The 16,453-nt window shown below is 72.2% G+C and carries 15 protein-coding genes; 8 read left to right on the top strand and 7 right to left on the bottom strand.

Annotation, left to right across the window (positions count from 1 at the left end):
- Positions 1-107: 107 nt before the first annotated feature.
- Together KZJ41_RS09695 and KZJ41_RS09700 are read left to right on the top strand one after the other, a co-directional pair.
- Entirely contained in the window at positions 108-1,214 is a 1,107-nt protein-coding gene (locus KZJ41_RS09695) for a winged helix DNA-binding domain-containing protein (protein ID WP_251550693.1), read from the top strand.
- Positions 1,215-1,290: 76 nt separating this feature from the next.
- On the top strand, positions 1,291-1,824 hold the full coding sequence (locus KZJ41_RS09700; RefSeq protein ID WP_006938758.1) for a DUF1360 domain-containing protein: 534 nt from the start codon (positions 1,291-1,293) through the stop codon (positions 1,822-1,824).
- Positions 1,825-1,979: 155 nt separating this feature from the next.
- On the opposite strand, the gene KZJ41_RS09705 is transcribed toward KZJ41_RS09700, so the two are convergent.
- Positions 1,980-3,683 (bottom strand): RecQ family ATP-dependent DNA helicase, encoded by a 1,704-nt coding sequence (locus KZJ41_RS09705; protein ID WP_251550695.1) that lies wholly within the window; start codon positions 3,681-3,683, stop codon positions 1,980-1,982.
- Between the two features lie 189 nt (positions 3,684-3,872).
- Positions 3,873-4,718, bottom strand: coding sequence for a ParB N-terminal domain-containing protein (locus KZJ41_RS09710; protein ID WP_006938754.1), 846 nt, complete (start codon positions 4,716-4,718; stop codon positions 3,873-3,875).
- A gap of 94 nt (positions 4,719-4,812) precedes the next feature.
- Here KZJ41_RS09710 and KZJ41_RS09715 point away from each other — a divergent pair, with 94 nt between their 5' ends.
- Positions 4,813-5,400, top strand: coding sequence for a suppressor of fused domain protein (locus tag KZJ41_RS09715; protein WP_100057756.1), 588 nt, complete (start codon positions 4,813-4,815; stop codon positions 5,398-5,400).
- Positions 5,401-5,409: 9 nt separating this feature from the next.
- Here KZJ41_RS09715 and KZJ41_RS09720 read toward each other — a convergent pair whose 3' ends face one another.
- Entirely contained in the window at positions 5,410-7,224 is a 1,815-nt protein-coding gene (locus KZJ41_RS09720; protein ID WP_251550697.1) for a hypothetical protein, read from the bottom strand.
- A complete protein-coding gene (corA, locus tag KZJ41_RS09725; protein WP_006938751.1) occupies positions 7,215-8,282 on the bottom strand; it encodes a magnesium/cobalt transporter CorA in 1,068 nt (355 codons plus the stop codon). The genes KZJ41_RS09720 and corA overlap by 10 nt, the downstream gene beginning before the upstream one ends.
- Before the next feature lie 123 nt (positions 8,283-8,405).
- On the opposite strand from corA, the gene KZJ41_RS09730 reads away from it, so the two are divergent.
- From KZJ41_RS09730 to KZJ41_RS09745, 4 genes are all read left to right on the top strand, one after another.
- The gene (locus KZJ41_RS09730) at positions 8,406-9,260 is read left to right on the top strand and encodes a PHP domain-containing protein (protein WP_006938750.1); all 855 of its coding nucleotides are present in this window, start codon (positions 8,406-8,408) and stop codon (positions 9,258-9,260) included.
- Positions 9,257-9,676: a hypothetical protein gene (locus KZJ41_RS09735; protein ID WP_185713673.1), complete on the top strand. Its 420-nt coding sequence runs from the start codon at positions 9,257-9,259 to the stop codon at positions 9,674-9,676. Before KZJ41_RS09730 ends, KZJ41_RS09735 begins: the two co-directional genes overlap by 4 nt.
- A 445-nt stretch (positions 9,677-10,121) precedes the next feature.
- Positions 10,122-11,315, top strand: a complete 1,194-nt coding sequence (locus tag KZJ41_RS09740) for an NADP-dependent malic enzyme (protein ID WP_029542499.1) — start codon at positions 10,122-10,124, stop codon at positions 11,313-11,315.
- Between the two features lie 80 nt (positions 11,316-11,395).
- A complete protein-coding gene (locus KZJ41_RS09745; protein WP_065922822.1) occupies positions 11,396-12,343 on the top strand; it encodes a glycine betaine ABC transporter substrate-binding protein in 948 nt (315 codons plus the stop codon).
- Here KZJ41_RS09745 and KZJ41_RS09750 read toward each other — a convergent pair.
- The 3 genes from KZJ41_RS09750 to KZJ41_RS09760 are packed head-to-tail and all read right to left on the bottom strand — an operon-like array spanning position 12,302 to position 15,637.
- Entirely contained in the window at positions 12,302-13,219 is a 918-nt protein-coding gene (locus tag KZJ41_RS09750) for an alpha/beta hydrolase (RefSeq protein WP_006938745.1), read from the bottom strand. The genes KZJ41_RS09745 and KZJ41_RS09750 overlap by 42 nt on opposite strands.
- Positions 13,220-13,229: 10 nt before the next feature.
- A complete protein-coding gene (locus KZJ41_RS09755) occupies positions 13,230-14,057 on the bottom strand; it encodes an SDR family oxidoreductase (RefSeq protein WP_102799891.1) in 828 nt (275 codons plus the stop codon).
- Positions 14,054-15,637, bottom strand: coding sequence for an NAD(P)/FAD-dependent oxidoreductase (locus tag KZJ41_RS09760; protein ID WP_029542501.1), 1,584 nt, complete (start codon positions 15,635-15,637; stop codon positions 14,054-14,056). Before KZJ41_RS09760 ends, KZJ41_RS09755 begins: the two co-directional genes overlap by 4 nt.
- A gap of 71 nt (positions 15,638-15,708) precedes the next feature.
- On the opposite strand from KZJ41_RS09760, the gene KZJ41_RS09765 reads away from it, so the two are divergent.
- Positions 15,709-16,341: a TetR/AcrR family transcriptional regulator gene (locus tag KZJ41_RS09765; protein WP_037200704.1), complete on the top strand. Its 633-nt coding sequence runs from the start codon at positions 15,709-15,711 to the stop codon at positions 16,339-16,341.
- Positions 16,342-16,453: the final 112 nt, after the last annotated feature.

Below are 16,453 nucleotides of genomic sequence, written 5' to 3' on the forward strand. Positions count from 1 at the left end.
GCAACATGAAACTAAATTCAACTAAACATCTACCGGACGCTCGGTCTCGCCGTCCAGGCGCATGCGAAACCCGGGCCGCCGTCGGACCGCCGTGGCAGGGTGTCCCCGTGACGCCGCGCACCCTCACCGCCCGCGCGCTCGGCCGCGCCACCCTCGCCCGGCAGCACCTGCTGCGGCGCGGCAACCTGCCCGCGATCGAGCTGGTCGAGCATCTGCTGGGCTTGCAGGCCCAGGCGCCGAGCCCGCCCTACTTCGCGCTGTGGGCGCGGTTGCGGCGGTTCCGGCCGACGGCCCTGGCCGACCTCCTCGAATCACGCGACGTGGTGCGCATCGTGCTCATGCGCGGCACGGTGTTCGCCGTCTCGGCGGCCGACGCGGTGGCCCTGCGGGACTGGATCCAGCCGCTGCTGGACCGGGACCTGACCACCAATACCCAGTATGCGGCCGGTCTGGCGGGGCTGGATCTGCGCGAGCTCGCCGCCGTGGGCCGCGACCTGCTCCGCGACGGCCCGCGCAGCCTGCAGGAACTGCGCCCGCTGCTCGCCGAGCGGTTCCCCGGCCGCGACCCGGCCGCGCTCGCCTACGGGCTGCGGAATCTGCTTCCGCTGGTGCAGGTGCCGCCGCGGGGGCTGTGGGGGCGCTCCGGGCAGCCGAGACTCACGCCGCTCGACGAGTGGATCGGTCGCGGCCCGGCACGGGCGGACCCGGCCGTCGTCCTCCGGCGATACCTCGCCGCGTTCGGGCCGGCGAGCGTGCGCGACGCGCAGACCTGGTCGGGGCTGACCCGGCTCGGTGAGGTCTTCGAGCGGTTGCGTCCGTCGCTCGAGGTGTTCCGTGACGAGAACGGTGTCGAGGTGTTCGACCTACCCGACGCCCCGCGACCCGAACCGGCGACGCCGGCGCCGGTGCGGATCCTTGCGCCCTACGACAACGTGCTGCTCTCGCACGCCGACCGGACCCGGATCGTCCCCGACGAGCACCGTCGCCGGATCATGACGCAGAACGGCATCGTGCGCTCGACCTTCCTCGTCGACGGGACCGTCGCCGGGGCCGCGAACCTCATCGTCACGAGGAATTCGGCCGTGCTCGAGGTGACCCCCTGGCAGCGACTGACAGCCACCCGGCGCGCGGCGGTCGAGAAGGAAGGTCTGCGGCTGACGAGATTCGCTGCTGCGACCGCCGAAGTGCACGAGGTGCGGTTCGTCGACCAGTAGGCGCGCGGCGGCAGGCGTGGCCCGCCCGCGGACGGGGTATCCGGCGGGCGGACCGAACTACCCGCAGGAGCAGCAGATGAGCAATCAGACCGACACGTCCCTCGACCTCGCGGAGACCGCCCGCAGGCACGCCCGCGAATACACGGCGGGTGAGGACCTCCCGATGCGGGGGTACGCGACGGTCCTTGCCGGGTACAGCACGCTCGTCACCGTCGCCGTGATCGGCGCGCTGGTGACCGGCCGGCGGCTGCCCGACCGGTTGAGCGGCGAGGACCTGATCGTGCTCGCCCTGGGCACGCACAAGCTGTCGCGGACGGTCACGAAGGACGCGGTGACCAGCCCCCTGCGGGCGCCCTTCACCCGGTACACGGGACGGGGCGGCCCCGCCGAGGTGACGGAGGAGGTGCGCGGAACGAACACCCTGCGGCACAGCCTCGGGGAGCTGCTCACCTGCCCGTTCTGCTTCGACGTGTGGGTGGCGACCTTCTTCACGATCGGGATGGTCTTCGCGCCGCGCCCGACGCGGCTCGTCGCCGGGCTGTTCGCGGCCCTGGCCGGCGCGGATTTCCTGCAGTTCGCCTACGCGAAGGCGCAGCAGAGCGTCGGGTGAGCGCCGCGGCCCGTCGCCCCCCTGTGCCGTCTCGGGCAGGACGGGCCGTGCAGGATCCACGCGCCGGTTCGGAATCCGCCCGTGCTGCGGCGTGGGCGGATTCCGAAGTCGCGGGCGGATCCACCGGGCGCATCCGCCCGGCCCGCCTGGGGACGTCAGGCGATGTCGGGCTCCGGCTCGGGCTCCGAGTTCTCGGGGCGCAGCAGGTCGTGCTCCTCGACCGCCTCGAGCGAGAGGGTGCGGTAGCCGTATCCGTCGAACAGCACGGTGATCCGGTCCGTCTCCGCGCTCATCACCTCGCCGGCGCCCCACTGCGCGTGCACGACCCGGGTGTGTAGCGGAATCGATTCGTGACGAACATGATTCGCCGGCTCGGGCCGGCTCTCGGGGATCCCCTCGCGGCAGCAGTCGCAGTGGCCGCACGGTTCGAGCAGCGACTCGCCGAAGTACCCGAGCAGGAACTGCCTTCGGCAGCCGCGGGTTTCGGCGTAGCCGCGCATCATCTCCACGCGGGAGCGGTCCATCCGTTCGCCCACCGCTGCCACCTCCGCCGCGCGCCGGACGGCGATCTCCACCTCGACGGTGCGTGCGGTGAACCCTTTGCGTCCCGAGGAGACCACCCCGGCCCGTTCGAGCAGGTTGACCGCGTTGGTCAGGGTCCGGCCGCGGGTATCCAGTTCGGCGCGTAGGTCTTTCAGTCGCGTCGGGGCCTTCGTCCGCCGCAGCGCGGTGAACGCCCGGCCGAGCAGTTCCTCGTCCGGGCGGTGGGTCGTGAAGAACTTCGCGAGCGAGAGGTCCTCGGGCCGGTAGAACAGCAGCGCCTTCGCCTCGAGCCCGTCGCGCCCGGCCCGGCCGATCTGCTGGTAGTAGCTGTCCACGGAATCCGGCGCGGAGGCGTGCGCGACGAACCGCACGTCGGGCTTGTCGATGCCCATGCCGAACGCGGAGGTCGCCACCACCACCTCGTACTCGCCGTCGAGGAACCCGTGGTGTACCCGCTCGCGCGTGGCCGACGGCAGGCCGGCGTGGTACGCGGCCGCCCGCCGCCCCCGTTCGGCCAGTTCGGCCGCATAGAACTCGGCGTCCTTGCGCGTCGCGGTGTACAGCAGCCCGGGCGTCTCGAGTCCGGCGACCGTCTCGATCACCGCCCGGCGTTTCTCGGCGTCGGTCGTGTACCGCTCGACGGCCAGATCGATGTTGGGCCGATCGAATCCGCTGGCGATCACCACCGGGTCGCGCAGGCGCAGCTCCTCGACGATCTCCTGCCGCACCGGCGGCGATGCGGTGGCCGTGAGCGCCACCACCGGCGGCCGGCCGAGCCGGTCGAGCGCGTCCGCCAGGCGCAGGTAGTCGGGCCGGAAGTCGTGGCCCCACGCGGACACACAGTGCGCCTCGTCGACCACCACGAGAGAGACGTGCGCGTCGGCGAGACGGGCCACCACCTCGTCGTTGGCGAGCTGCTCCGGCGCCAGGAAGACGTACTCCACGGTGCGCTCCCGGATCGTCTCCCACGCGGCCGCGGTCGCCGAGGCCCGCTGCCGGGAATTGATCGCGACCGCGTCCGGCGCCGAGGTGGCGTCGAGACCTGCGATCTGATCGTTCTGTAGCGCGATGAGCGGGGAGATCACCAGGGTCGTGCCCTCGATCAGCAACGCCGGCACCTGGTAGATCGCCGACTTGCCCGATCCGGTGGCCATCACCGCGAGCACGTCCCGGCCCCGCACCAGCGGTTCCATCGCGTCGAGCTGGCCGGGACGCAGTTCCTCCCAGCCGAACACGCGGCGCGCGGCCGCCCGTAGCTCGGCCCGGATGTCACGCGGTCCGGTCGTGTCGGCTGCGTCCTGCACGGTCGCCGTCAAGCGTGTCCTCCTGTCGTGGGCCCGGTCCTCCCGACCAGGGTACGGAGCGCATGGAGTCCCCAACCCCAGCGCGGACCGGCGCCGGCACGCTTCTCGACCGGCCCGAGGCACCCGGGCGTTCGGTGGGCGCCCTCGGTGGCTGACCGGGGATACCTCCGGCGCCCCGGGACCAAACCGGTGGGCGTGCGCTCACCGCGGGGCCCGCCGCCGCAGCCGCTCGATGATCTCCTCGTTCCACACGTGCCGCCGCACCAGCCGGTACCGTTCGCCGGCCAGCCACAGATACGCCTCGGCGTCGGTGCGGGTGCGCAGCATCCCCGCCGCCCGCACCATGTCGACCACCGGTACGAACTCCTCGTCGAACCACCGCTGCGCCACCACGTCGCGGGTGAGGAACTCGCCGCGCTCCTGCATGAGCCTGAAGCCCCACGCCTCGATGCACTCGGCCAGTTCCGCGTAGTCCCACGGGTCCCGGACGGTCACCGCATCACGCCGGCTGCCGGTGAGCGGCACCCGGCTGAGGAACATCCGGTAATGGTCCTTGCGCATCAGGTCCGAGTGCTGGGTCACGCCCTCCGGCGAGATCCGGGTGACGATCTCGGTCACGTAGGCGTCGATGGTCGCGTCACCGCGGGCGTAGGCGATGGAGACGCGGTGGTGCCCGTCCACCACGAAATGCATCGTCCCGATGCGGTACACCGTGATCGGCGGCACCGCCTCGCCCCGGCGGCGGGCCGTGGCCAGCTTCTCCCACCGCTGGCGCAGCCGCGCCGACGTGGGCCGGAACCGCCGGTCGAAGTCCTCGGTGCGGTCCACGCTGCCGACGATCGAGGCCACGTCGATGCTTTGCAGGCCCAGGCGCCGTTCCCCGACCCGGCCGAGGGCCCGCACCACGGCGTCGAACGGCAGCACGGCGTTGACGTCCTCGGGTTCGCGGCGCAGCCACGCGATCAGCCGCGCGTACTCGGCGCGCCGCCGCTGCCGGGAGAAGTCGTCGCCGGCGTCGGCGCCGGGGAAGCCGGTGTCTCGCACCATTACACGACGGTACCGGCGGACGGGGTCCCGGTCGGCCGGATCGGCGCAGGCCGCACCGGCGGCACGGGACCCGCCTCGGGTCTACATTGCAGGGGTGATCGACGCCGTGCTGCCCGCCGTCCGTGCCCATCTCAGCGCCCGCCTCGGGGGCGGCGAGCCGGAGACGGCGTCCGTGACGTTCCTCGGCCTCGAACCCATCGAGGTGCTGCGCTTCCGCGTGGAACAGCCGGACCTGGTGCGGTTCGCGACCCTGGGGTGTTCGCGGCACCCGATGGGCGACCCCACCGCGACGGTCGCCGACCCGACCCGCGGGCCGCGCGCCGAGCTGATCCTCAGCGTGCGCGGCCTCAGCGGCAGTCTCCCGGGACTGGTCCGCACGCTCGCGACGCTCGCGGCCCTGCCCGCGGTGGAGGGCGTCGTCCTCACCGACGACGCCCTGCTCGACCTGGGGGAGCCGCTGTGGCAGGGCGCCACCTTCACCGCGGTGATGCTCGAGCCGAGCGACGTCCCCGACCTGGTGCTGCCCGAGCCCGCCGACCCGGTGCGGTTCTTCGAGGTGATACCGCTGACCGGCACCGAGGCCGCGTGGAAGCGGTTGCGCGGCGGCGATGCGCTGCGCGAGGCGTGGTCGGAGGCCGGCATCGACGTGCGGGACCCGAACCGCGCCCCGGCCCGCATGTGAATCGTGCCGTCAGCGGGGAACGACGACCCCGATCGGGCCACCGGCGAGGCAGACGTCGAGCCCGGCCGACGCGGAGCGGGCCTGCAGCCCGGTGCCCGCGCCCGGGACCCGCGCGTACACCGTGCCCAGTCCCGCGGTGACCGGCACCCGCACCCGCGGCGCGGCGGGGAAGCCCACCTCGATCTCGCCGTCCGCGGAGGCACGGTAGTTCAGCTGCACCGTCCATTCCCCGCCCACCAGCGCGGTGTCGGCGGGGAGCACGGTCGTCGTCGACGCGGTGAGCAGATGCCCGCAGTCGGGCACCGGCCCGGGCAGCACGTGCCGCACCGGGACGAGACCCGCCGGCACCAGCCGTCCGCCGTCGTCGAGCACCTGCAGTTCGGGGGTGACGGCGCCGATCTCGGCGCGTCCCGGCAGCGGCGAGAACACGCGGCTGAGCAGATTGTGGGGGTGGGTGACCGGCAGGAGCACCCACACCGAGACGGGATGATCGAGGATCGGCACGTCCGGCCGCGCGGTGAGCGCGGACTTCGCGGCGGCCAGGTACGCGCCGGTGGGGTTGTCGGCCCAGGTGCGGGCGAACGTCGCCGTCGACCACAGGCTGCTCGCCGCGAAGGTGACCGCGCACCCGGCCGCGACGAGCCGTCGTGCCGGTTGTGCGGGGGGCGCGTCGCCGCGCGACGGAGCGCGCAGGATCAGCGCCGCGGCGATCGCGACGACGACGGCCGTGTCGGTGTGGTAGCGCAGGGTCTGCGCCAGTTCGTACGTCGTGTCCGGACCGAAGCGGGTGCTGATCATCGCGGCCGTCGAGGCCGCCACGTAGACGGCCGTCGCGGCCCACACCCAGCCCGTGCGCCGGTTCCGCCGCAGCGACCACACCAGGACGGCGAGCACCGCCGCCCAGGCCGCCACGACCAGCCCGGCCGGCGGATCCGCCCACGGCGGGCCCGGATTCCAGCGGTCCCATCGCCACGGCCCGCCCAGCAGGGTCGGCAGCACCCCGAACGAGACGCCGTGGTGCGTCAGCCCGCGCACCATGTCGGCCGTGGGCGCCCCGAACCGGGACTCCACCAGGGACAGGTAGGCGGCCGCCCACCCGGCGAGGGAGAGCGCCGAGCCGAGCCACAGCGGCGCCCCGCGCACCGCCGCGGTGCGCACCGGCCGGCGGCGGCCGTCCAGCCGGTACATCAGGGCGACGGTCGCGAAGGCCACCGCCGGCACCAGCACCGACTTCTCGAAGAACAGCAGCGCGACGACGGTGACCGCCGTCCCGCTCAGCGCGTAGCGGATCCGGCCGGTGCGCACCAGCCGGATCGCGTCGCCGGCCACCCACGCCAGGGCCGCCTGCAGTGGCAGCGAATTCAGCCCCGCCGCCCACCACGCGAACGACGGCAGCGTCAGAGGGGTGAACAGGTAGAACAGCAGCGGGCCGAGCAGCGCCGGCCGCGGCCCCAGCAGCAACCACAGCACGCGCAGCACGGCCAGCGACGCCAGCGCCTGGCCGGCCACCAGCGTCGCCGCTGCGGGCCACCACTGCAGCGGCGCGAGGGCCGTGACGACGCCGGCCACCAGGAACCCACCCGGCATGAGATGGCCGTCGTGGTCGTAGCCGAGGAGTTCGAACGACAACAGCGGGTGCATGCCCGAGCGTCCGACCAGAATCAGGTCGTCCCAGTAGAACTCCCCGCGGAAGGCGAGCAGCGAGCGCACCGTCAGCTGCAGGGCGATCAGGACGAGAGCCGCCGCGAGCACCGCCGGGCCGGGTGTGCGCCCGTCGGGGGAGACCGGCGCGAGGCGCTCCCGGGCCGCGGTGATCAGAGCCATTTGTTGCGGCGGAACGTGACGAACAGGCCGACGGTGATCGCGACGATGGCCCCGATGACCACGAAGTATCCGTGCTCCCAGTGCAGTTCGGGCATGTTGTCGAAGTTCATCCCGTAGATCCCGGCGATCATCGTGGGTACGGCCGCGATCGCCACCCATGCCGAGATCCGGCGCATGTCGGTGTTCTGCTGCACCGTCACCTTCGCGATCGCGGCATCGACGAGAGTGCTCAGCGTCTCGTCGTAGTCCGCGATGCGCTCGGCCACCTTGGTGTGATGGTCGGCCACGTCCCGGAAGTAGCGCCGGACCTCCTTGGGCACCGGATTGCCCGCGCCGCGGGTCAGCTGGCGCAGCGGCGTCGCGAGGGGGAGCACCGCCCGCCGCAACTCCACGATCTCCCGCTTGAGCAGATAGATCTGTTCCACCGCGATGCGGGTGTCGGGCGTGAACACCAGTTCCTCGAGGTCATCGATGTCCGGCTGCACGGCGTCGACCACGGCGAGGTACGTGTCCACGACGTGGTCGGCGACGGCGTGCAGCACCGACGACGGCCCCAGCGCCAGCCGCTCCGGGGCCGCCTCGAGCCGATGCCGCACGTCCGCCAGCGCCGAGTGGTCGCCGTGGCGGACGCTCACGACGAAGTCCCGGCCGCAGAAGAGCATGATCTCGCCGGTCTCGACGATCTCCTTGGTCGTGGTCACCGACTCGTGCTCGACGTAGTTCACGGTCCGCAGCACCAGGAACGTCACGTCGTCGTAGCGCTCGAGCTTGGGCCGCTGATGTGCGTGCACGGCGTCCTCGACCGTCAGCTCGTGCAGGCCGAACGTGCGGCCCACGCTCGTCATCTGCTGTTCGTCGGGCTCGTGCAGGCCGAGCCACACGAAGCCCCCGCCGCGGCGGCGCACCTCCGCGAGCGCCGCGCCGTGGGCGTAACGGCCCGGCAGCCGCATGCCGTCGACGTAGACGGCGCAGTCCACGACGGCCCGCTCGGCGGGGATCCGCAGGGCGGGCGCCGCGGCGCCGGTGCGTCGCGACGAGTGCGAGGGCAGGTTCGGCATCGGTTCCCTTCCGCGCGGCACGCTCCGGCCCGCACCGGGCGGGTCCGGGCCGTCACTGCGTCATGCTAACCCGCCCCGGGCCGGCCGCCGGGGCTGCGCGACGGCACCTGACACACTGGTGGGGTGCGTATCGACCTGCATGCCCACTCGCTCGCCTCCGACGGGACCGACACCCCGGCGGGGCTCGTCCGCGCCGCCGCCGAGGCCGGGCTCGACGTCGTCGCCCTGACCGACCACGACACCACCGCCGGCTGGGACGCTGCGGCCGACGCCCTGCCCGGGGGACTGCGGCTGATCCGCGGCATGGAGATGTCGTGCACCGGGCGCGGCGAGGACGGCCGGCCCGTGGCGGTGCACCTGCTCGCGTACCTGTTCGACCCGCGGGACGAGGCGTTCGCGGTCGAGCGGGAGCGCCTGCGGGCGGAGCGGGTGGCCCGCATCCGGGCGATGGCCGAGCGGATGGCCGACGACGGGCTGCCCGTCGACCCCGAACGGATCGTCACCGCCGCCGGCCCGGTGGCCGGCCGACCCCACCTGGCGCGTGCGCTGGTGGAGGCGGGTGTCGTCCCGAGCATCGACGCCGCCTTCGCAGACCTGCTCTCGTCGCGGGGCCGCTACTACGTCACCAAGGCGGACACGCCGCTGTCGGACGCCGTGCGCATGGTCGCCGCGGCCGGCGGCGTCACCGTCGTGGCGCATGCCCGTGCCCGCTCGCGCGGGCGGCTGCTTGCGCTCGACCACATCGAGGAGCTCGCCGAGCTGGGCCTCGGGGGCCTCGAGGCGGACCATCCGGACCACGATCCGGCCGACGCGCGGCTCATGCGGGACATGGCGGCGAAGCTCGACCTGTTCGTGACCGGGTCGTCCGACTACCACGGCGGCAACAAGAAAGTCTCCCTCGGCCGGTACACGACGGACCCCGAGGCGCTCGAGGCCCTGACGGCCCGTGCCACCGGGATCGAGGTGCTTGCGGGATGACCACCTGGGGCCGCCCTGCGCGACGTCACGACCGCGCCGACGGGTACGACGACTACTACGCCGACGACTCCGGCCGCGACCCCTACGGCGCCCCCACGGCGGCGCCGTCCCGCCCGGGTCGCGGGGCGCCGCGGCGGGACGGGCTCGTCGTGCGGGGACTGCGGGCGCTGTCCGGCGTGGTGTGCGGCGCGGTGATCGTCCTGACGGTGGTGGTCTGGGCGGCGCAGTACCTGGGCGACAAGCGGGATTTCCCGGGACCGGGCTCGGCGTCGCTGTCCGCGCACGTCGTCGCGGTGGTCGTCGTGTCGGCCGCGCAGGTGTTCGCGGACCGCCGGCGCGGGCTCGCCGCCGCCGTGGGCGCCGGTGTGGTCTATCTCACGGGCGCGGTGCTGATGTTCACCCAGTGGTGGGGCTGACGTTTCGCGCGCCGTCCGTTACCGGTAGGTAACCGGCCGGCATCTCGGGCTTTTGCCTCGGAACGGCTCCGATCGCGGGGTCGACATTCCGGCTCGGCTGTCCAAACTCACAGGTGAGCGGGGAAAAACGTGAGACATTCGCAAGAAATACCGATTTGATTGTTGGGTTGTGAAGGTGGCAAACTTTTCCTCAATCCGGCGTCGGTGCCACCGCCCCGAAGCCGGACGAAGATGGCAGACCCTGTAGAGGGCTCGTCGCCAGGGCTCACCCGCCTCGGCGCCATCACGCTCCGGAAGTCGTACAGCGTTGTACAGCGGTAACCGTGATCGCGCCCGGAAGCTTCACCGAAATGTCCTTGGCGAAGCGCTGCGCCGGATGTCCGTCGCGCAGCTACTTCGCAGTAACCGGAACCCGAGTGGTTCCGGCTCGAGCAGGAGTGTCATCGTGTCAATCGTGTCTGATGCACCTACCCCCCGGAAGGTCGAATTGACCGACGAGGAAATCTTCAGCAGCCATATCGACGGCAAGCTGTCCGTCGAGCTCACCGCACCCCTGGAGACGCAGCGCGATCTGTCGATCGCCTACACGCCCGGCGTCGCGCAGGTTTCCCGCGCGATCGCGGCCGACGAGACCCTCGCCGACCGCTACACCTGGACCAACCGCCTCGTGGTGGTCGTCTCCGACGGTTCGGCGGTGCTCGGCCTCGGTGACATCGGCCCGCGCGCGTCGCTGCCGGTGATGGAGGGCAAGTCCGCCCTGTTCAAGAAGTTCGCGGGCCTGAACTCGATCCCGCTGGTGCTCGACACCAAGGATCCCGACGAGATCGTCGAGACGCTGATCCGGCTGCGCCCGAGCTTCGGCGCGGTCAACCTCGAGGACATCTCCGCCCCGCGCTGCTTCGAGATCGAACGACGCGTCATCGAGGCGCTGGACTGCCCGGTCATGCACGACGACCAGCACGGCACCGCCATCGTGGCACTCGCCGCGCTCAAGGGCGCCGCCAAGGTGCAGGGCCGCGAGCTGGCCGGCCTGCGCATCGTCATCTCCGGCGCCGGTGCCGCCGGCGTCGCCGTCGCGAACATCCTGCTCGCCGCCGGCGCGGCCGATGTGACCGTGCTGGACTCGAAGGGCATCGTCTCGGCCGAGCGCACCGACCTGAACGAGGTCAAGGTCGACCTGGCCGCGCGGACCAACCCGGCCGGCCGGCACGGCGGGCTGATCGAGGCCCTCGACGGCGCGGACGTGTTCATCGGCGTCTCGGCCGGCACGGTGCCGGAGGAGATCGTCGCTCGGATGGCCGACGGCGCGATCGTGTTCGCGCTGTCGAACCCGGATCCGGAGATCCACCCGGAGGTCGCCGCCAAGCACGCCGCGATCGTCGCGACCGGCCGCAGCGACTTCCCGAACCAGATCAACAACGTGCTGGCCTTCCCCGGTGTGTTCAAGGGCGCGCTCGACGCGGGCGCCCGGCGCATCACCGAGGGCATGAAGCTCGCCGCCGCCGAGGCCATCCTCTCGGTCGTCGGTGACGAGTTGGCCGTGGACAAGATCGTCCCGAGCCCTCTCGATCCGCGGGTGGCGCCCGCCGTCGCCGAGGCCGTCGCGGCCGCGGCGCGGGCCGAGGGCGTCACCGACTGACGCGATCGACCGCACGCCCCGGCCGGAGCCCGCACCCAGGTTCCGGACCGGGGCGTTCGGCTTTCCGGGGATGCGCGAGGATGGGCATCGTGTGGAGCGCGAGGAGCCGGGGACTGCGGGGCGAGGGATTCATTCGGGCGGTGGCCGGGCCGGTGGTCGCCGTCGCGGTGCTGACCGGGTGCGGGCCGTCGGTGGTCGACGAGTCGACGGACGTCGCCACCGTGGTCGTCGGCGCCGGAGACGACGCCGCGAGCGAACTGCTCGCCCGGATCTACGCGGGCGCCCTGGCCGGTAGCGGGACCCGGACCGAACTGCGCACCGGGCTCGGCGGCCGCGCCGACTACCTCGCGGCGCTGGACGCGGCCGAGGTGACCCTCGTGCCGGACTACACCGGACGGCTGTTGCGGTACTTCGCCCCGGCTGCGACGGACACGGACGCCGAGGACGTGTTCGAGGCGCTCGCCCGATCCCTGCCCGACGACATGGCGATCACGGACTATGCTGCCGCACAGGATCGTTCGGTGCTGTTCGTCTCCGACGCCACCGCTGCCCGGCTCGGTACCACCGAGTTGGCCGGGATCGTCGGCCGGTGCGGCGAGCTGACCGTGACGGTCACGGGCGGATTCGAGGAGAACGACGGACTGCGGGACATGGCCGAAAGAGGCTGCGTCCCAGGCCGTGTCGAAACCGACGACGCTCCGGGGCCCGCGGCCGGCGGGGGCGTGGCCGCGCTGACGACCGCCTCGGCCGCCGCGCGCGACGCGACGGGCGTCGCGCTGCAGGATGCGCCGGACCGCGCGCCCGGATCCGGTCCGGAGACCGGAACCGGCACGGAGCCACCGGTGTTCACCGCACAGAACGTCGTCCCGGTGTTCCGCAAGCACGTCCTCGAGGAACGTCAGCTCGAGGCCCTGAGTCTCGTCGCGGGGGAGCTGACCACCGCCGACCTGGCCGAGATGCTCGACCGGATCGGCGGCGGCGAGGACTCAGCCGTCGTCGCGCAGGCGTGGCTCACCGAGCACGTGTGAGCGCAGGAAGGCGCCGAGCTGTGCCACCGCGTCGGCGGCCTCGCCCACCAGCGCGGCCTGCAGATGGGCCACGTGCCACAGTTCGCGCTGCTCGGTGACCGTCACGTCCACCCCCGCCTCACGCAGCTTCCGGGCGAACTCGGTGACCTGCGGGTACAGCATCTCGCCGGTGCCGACGTGGATCAGCGTCGGCGGCAGGCCGGCCAGGTCTCCGCGCAGCGGCGCGTAGCCGGGGTCGGAGGCGTCGCGGTCGCCGAGATACGCCCGCGCCGACGCCGAGATCCAGGCGGCGTTGAGGACCGTGTCCCGGTCGAAGGGGAAGTCCCGCGAGGCGGGATCGACCCAGGGCGCGATCAGCCCCAGGGCGGCGGGCCGCACCCCGTGCCGGTCGATCAGCCGGCGCGCCGCCGCGACCGTCAGGCCGCCCCCGGCCGAGTCGCCGGCGATCGGGGCGGTCTGCGGGGTCACGCCGTGCTCGGTCACCAGCTCGAGGTACGCACCGACCGCGTCGTCCAGTGCGGCGGGGTAGGGGTGCTCCGGGGCCAGCCGGTAGTCGAGCACGTACACCGCCGAACCCGAGGCCGCGGCCAGGTGCGCGGCCAGGGACCGGTGCGTGGCGGGCGAGGCCACCGTGTACCCGCCCCCGTGCAGGTACAGGACCGCGGTGGGACGTTCGGTGGCGCCGACGGTGACGCGTTCGGCGGGCCGGCCCGCGAGCGTGACCTGCTGCACCACCGTGCCCTCGGGCAGGGTCTGGATCGGCGCGACGAGCTCGAGCAGCCGGCGCTGGACGGGGTACGGCAGCCGCGCGTTGAGGGCGAGCCGGTAGGCCGGCCGCACCGCGGCCCGCACGACGGGCAGGGGGAGCTGGGGCATGACCGCGACCCTAGCCCTTCGGCACGAAGCGGCCACTGACGAATGCGACGACACGCTGATAGGACGGGCCCACCATGCGCACCCAGGCGTCGAGGAACTTCGCGTCGGCGCCGATGAGTACCCGGGCCCTGCCCCTGCGCACGCCCTCGACGATGGTGCGGGCCGCGTCCTCCGGGCTGGTGCGGGCCAGCTTGCGGTCGAAGAACTGGGCGAAGGACTCCTGATCGTCGCCGGCCGGGACGGCGGCGTTGCGGGCGATCGCCGTCTTGATGCCGCCGGGGTGCACGCAGGTGACCTTGACGGGGTGCCGGGCGACCAGCATCTCCTGGCGCAGCGCCTCGGTGAAGCCGCGGACGGCGAACTTCGCGGAGTTGTAGGCGCTCTGACCGGGGATGGCCAGCAGCCCGAACAGGCTCGAGACGTTGACGATGTGGCCGTCCCCGGACGCGACGACGTGGGGCAGGAACGCCTTGGTGCCGTTCACCACGCCCCAGAAGTCGACGTCCATGATCCGCTCGATGTCCTTGAACTCCGAGCGTTCGAACTCGCCGTGGTAGGCGATGCCGGCGTTGTTGTAGATCTGGTTGACCTGGCCGAAGTGGACGGCGACGGCGTCGGCGTAGTCGAGCACCGCCTCGCGCTGCGTGACGTCGAGGTGATCGGCCTTGACCTCGGCGCCGAGGTCGCGGGCCCGGCGCACAGTCTCGTCCAGCCCGGCGGTGTCGACGTCGGACAGGGCCAGCCGGGCGCCGCGCCGGGCGAGCTCGAGCGCCAGGGCACGGCCGATGCCCGATCCGGCGCCGGTGATCACGGCGACCTTTCCTGCGAACTCGCTCACTGCGCTGCCACCTTCCGGGTGTCGGTCTCGTCGGAGTCACGGACGGTCGCCGGCGTCTGCGCCGGGACCGGGGGGAGGTCCGCCGCGGCGACGCTGCGGTAGGCGTCCAGGTCGAAATGCTTGGTGATGCGGCGGAATTCGAACGTGAAGCTCGGCCACAGGGTGGTGTTGTTGCCGTGCTTGTCGAGGTACCAGCTGGCGCAGCCGCCGTTGCTCCACACGCTGCGCTTCAGGGCGTCCTGCAGGTTGCGGTTGTATTCGCCCTGCACCTCCGGGCGCACCTCGACGGTGCCGATCCGGTGGCGGTCGATCGTCTCGATCGCGTCCACCAGGTAGTTCAGCTGGGATTCGATCATGTACACCATCGAGGTGTGGCCGAGTCCGGTGTTCGGTCCCACGAGGAAGAACATGTTGGGGAAACCGGCGACGGCGGCGCCCTTGTAGCCCTGCATGCCGGTGGCGTCGAAGACGTCCGCGAGGCTGCGGCCGTCCTTGCCGAAGATGCCGGCGAAGGTGGGCGAGTCGGTGACGTGGAAGCCGGTGGCGACGACGATGGCGTCGACCTGGCGGGTGGTGCCGTCGCGGGTGACGATGCCGTCCGCGGTGACCTCGGCGATGCCGTCGGTGACCAGGTCGACGTTCGGCCGGGCCAGCGCGGGGTAGTAGTTGTTCGAGATGAGCATCCGCTTGCAGCCGATCCGGAAGTTCGGGGTGACCTTGCGGCGCAGCTCGGGGTCGGTGATCTGGCGGCGGATGTGCGCGCGGGCGGCGAGCTCGAGCGGCTTCATGAAGACCGGTGCCTTGGCCAGGCCGACGACCTGCGTCTCGCGGGTGAGGTACTGCAGGGCGCGGGACAGGCGCTGGAACCCGGGTACGCGGCGGAACGCGAGCCGCTCGACGGGGGTGTATTCGCGGTCGGCGCGAGGCAGCACCCAGGGAGCGGTGCGCTGGTAGACGTCGAGGTGGGCGACCTTGCCGGCGATGGCGGGCACGATCTGGATTGCGGAGGCTCCGGTGCCGATCACGGCGACGCGCTTGCCGGTCAGGTCCGCGTCGTGGTTCCACCGGGCGGAGTGGAAGATCTCGCCCCGGAACCCTTCGATGCCCGCGATGTCGGGCAGCGACGGCTCGCACAGCGCCCCGACGGCGGAGACGACGATCCGGGCGTCGAACGCACCCTTGGTGGTCTGCACGTCCCAGCGGTGGGTGGCGGTGTTCCAGCGGACGGTCTGCACGTCGCACCCGAACACGGTGCGGCGGCGTACGTCGTACCTGTCGGCGACCGAGGCGATGTAGGCCTGGATCTCGGGCTGGGGGGAGAAGGACCGCGTCCAGCCGGGGTTGAGGGCGAACGAGTAGGAGTACAGGTTGGACGGGACGTCGCACGCGGCGCCCGGGTACGTGTTGTCGCGCCAGGTGCCGCCGACCTCCGATCCGCGCTCGAGGACCACGAAGTCCTTGCCGGCCCGGGTCAGTCGGACGGCGGCGCCGAGTCCGGCGAACCCGCTGCCGATGATCAGCGTGTCGACCTGACGCGGGTGCGCATCGGTGGCGATGGTGTCTGTAACCGGAAGACTCATGTAAATAAGCGTAGGGCCATATTGAGCGCCGGTCAATAGCCTGTTGACTGCGATTCAACAAGAGTGTTTGCATGGCATCTGTGAAGGGCAACAGCAGCAAGCGCACCAGGCTGAGTCCCGCCGAGCGGCGGGCCCAGCTCGTCGACCTCGGCGTGCAACTGCTCGCCGAACGGCCGCTCGAGCAGATCTCCGTCGAGGACATCGCCGACCAGGCGGGGGTGTCGCGCGGGCTGCTGTTCCACTACTTCGCGTCCAAGCACGACTTCCACGTCGAACTCGTCCGGCACACCAGCCGGGACATGCTCGAGCGCACCGCACCCGACGACAGCCTCGAACCGATGGAGATGCTGCGCGGCACGATCGTCGCGTACGTCGACTACGTCACCGACCACCGCGACACCTACCTGTCGATGCTGCGCGGCACCGCGAGCGGGGACCCGGACATGCGGCAGGTCTTCGAGGACACACGCACCGCCATGGTCGATCGGACCGTCGCGTACCTGCCCCGCATCGGCATCGACGCCGGGCCCGCCGTCGCCCTGGCCGTGCGCGGCTGGATCGCGTTCGTCGAGGACACGACGATCGCCTGGCTCCGGGACCCGCAGCTCACCCGCGAGGAGTTCGTCGACCTCGCCGTCGCCGCCCTGCCCGCGCTGGCCCTCGCCGCAGGCGCACCGAATGTCACAGCGGTTCGATCTGAGTGAACGCGTGTGACATTCGGTCACGTCCCGGGGGCCGGAAACGGCGCGAGCCGGGCCGGCCGCCCCGAAGGGCAGGCACGACCCGGCTCGCGTGAGAACCGCGGGGCTACCGCCG

The sequence above is a fragment of the Rhodococcus sp. 11-3 genome (assembly GCF_023704055.1).
Lineage (GTDB): Bacteria > Actinomycetota > Actinomycetes > Mycobacteriales > Mycobacteriaceae > Rhodococcus > Rhodococcus aetherivorans.

What these genes read in the sequence shown, in the direction of transcription:
- KZJ41_RS09745 (WP_065922822.1), top strand. Translation starts at nt 11,396, where the DNA reads ATGGGCATCGTGTGGAGCGCGAGGAGCCGGGGACTGCGGGGCGAGGGA.
- corA (WP_006938751.1), bottom strand. Translation starts at nt 8,282, where the DNA reads ATGCCGAACCTGCCCTCGCACTCGTCGCGACGCACCGGCGCCGCGGCG.
- KZJ41_RS09760 (WP_029542501.1), bottom strand. Translation starts at nt 15,637, where the DNA reads ATGAGTCTTCCGGTTACAGACACCATCGCCACCGATGCGCACCCGCGT.
- KZJ41_RS09750 (WP_006938745.1), bottom strand. Translation starts at nt 13,219, where the DNA reads ATGCCCCAGCTCCCCCTGCCCGTCGTGCGGGCCGCGGTGCGGCCGGCC.
- KZJ41_RS09710 (WP_006938754.1), bottom strand. Translation starts at nt 4,718, where the DNA reads ATGGTGCGAGACACCGGCTTCCCCGGCGCCGACGCCGGCGACGACTTC.
- KZJ41_RS09700 (WP_006938758.1), top strand. Translation starts at nt 1,291, where the DNA reads ATGAGCAATCAGACCGACACGTCCCTCGACCTCGCGGAGACCGCCCGC.
- KZJ41_RS09720 (WP_251550697.1), bottom strand. Translation starts at nt 7,224, where the DNA reads ATGGCTCTGATCACCGCGGCCCGGGAGCGCCTCGCGCCGGTCTCCCCC.
- KZJ41_RS09765 (WP_037200704.1), top strand. Translation starts at nt 15,709, where the DNA reads ATGGCATCTGTGAAGGGCAACAGCAGCAAGCGCACCAGGCTGAGTCCC.
- KZJ41_RS09735 (WP_185713673.1), top strand. Translation starts at nt 9,257, where the DNA reads ATGACCACCTGGGGCCGCCCTGCGCGACGTCACGACCGCGCCGACGGG.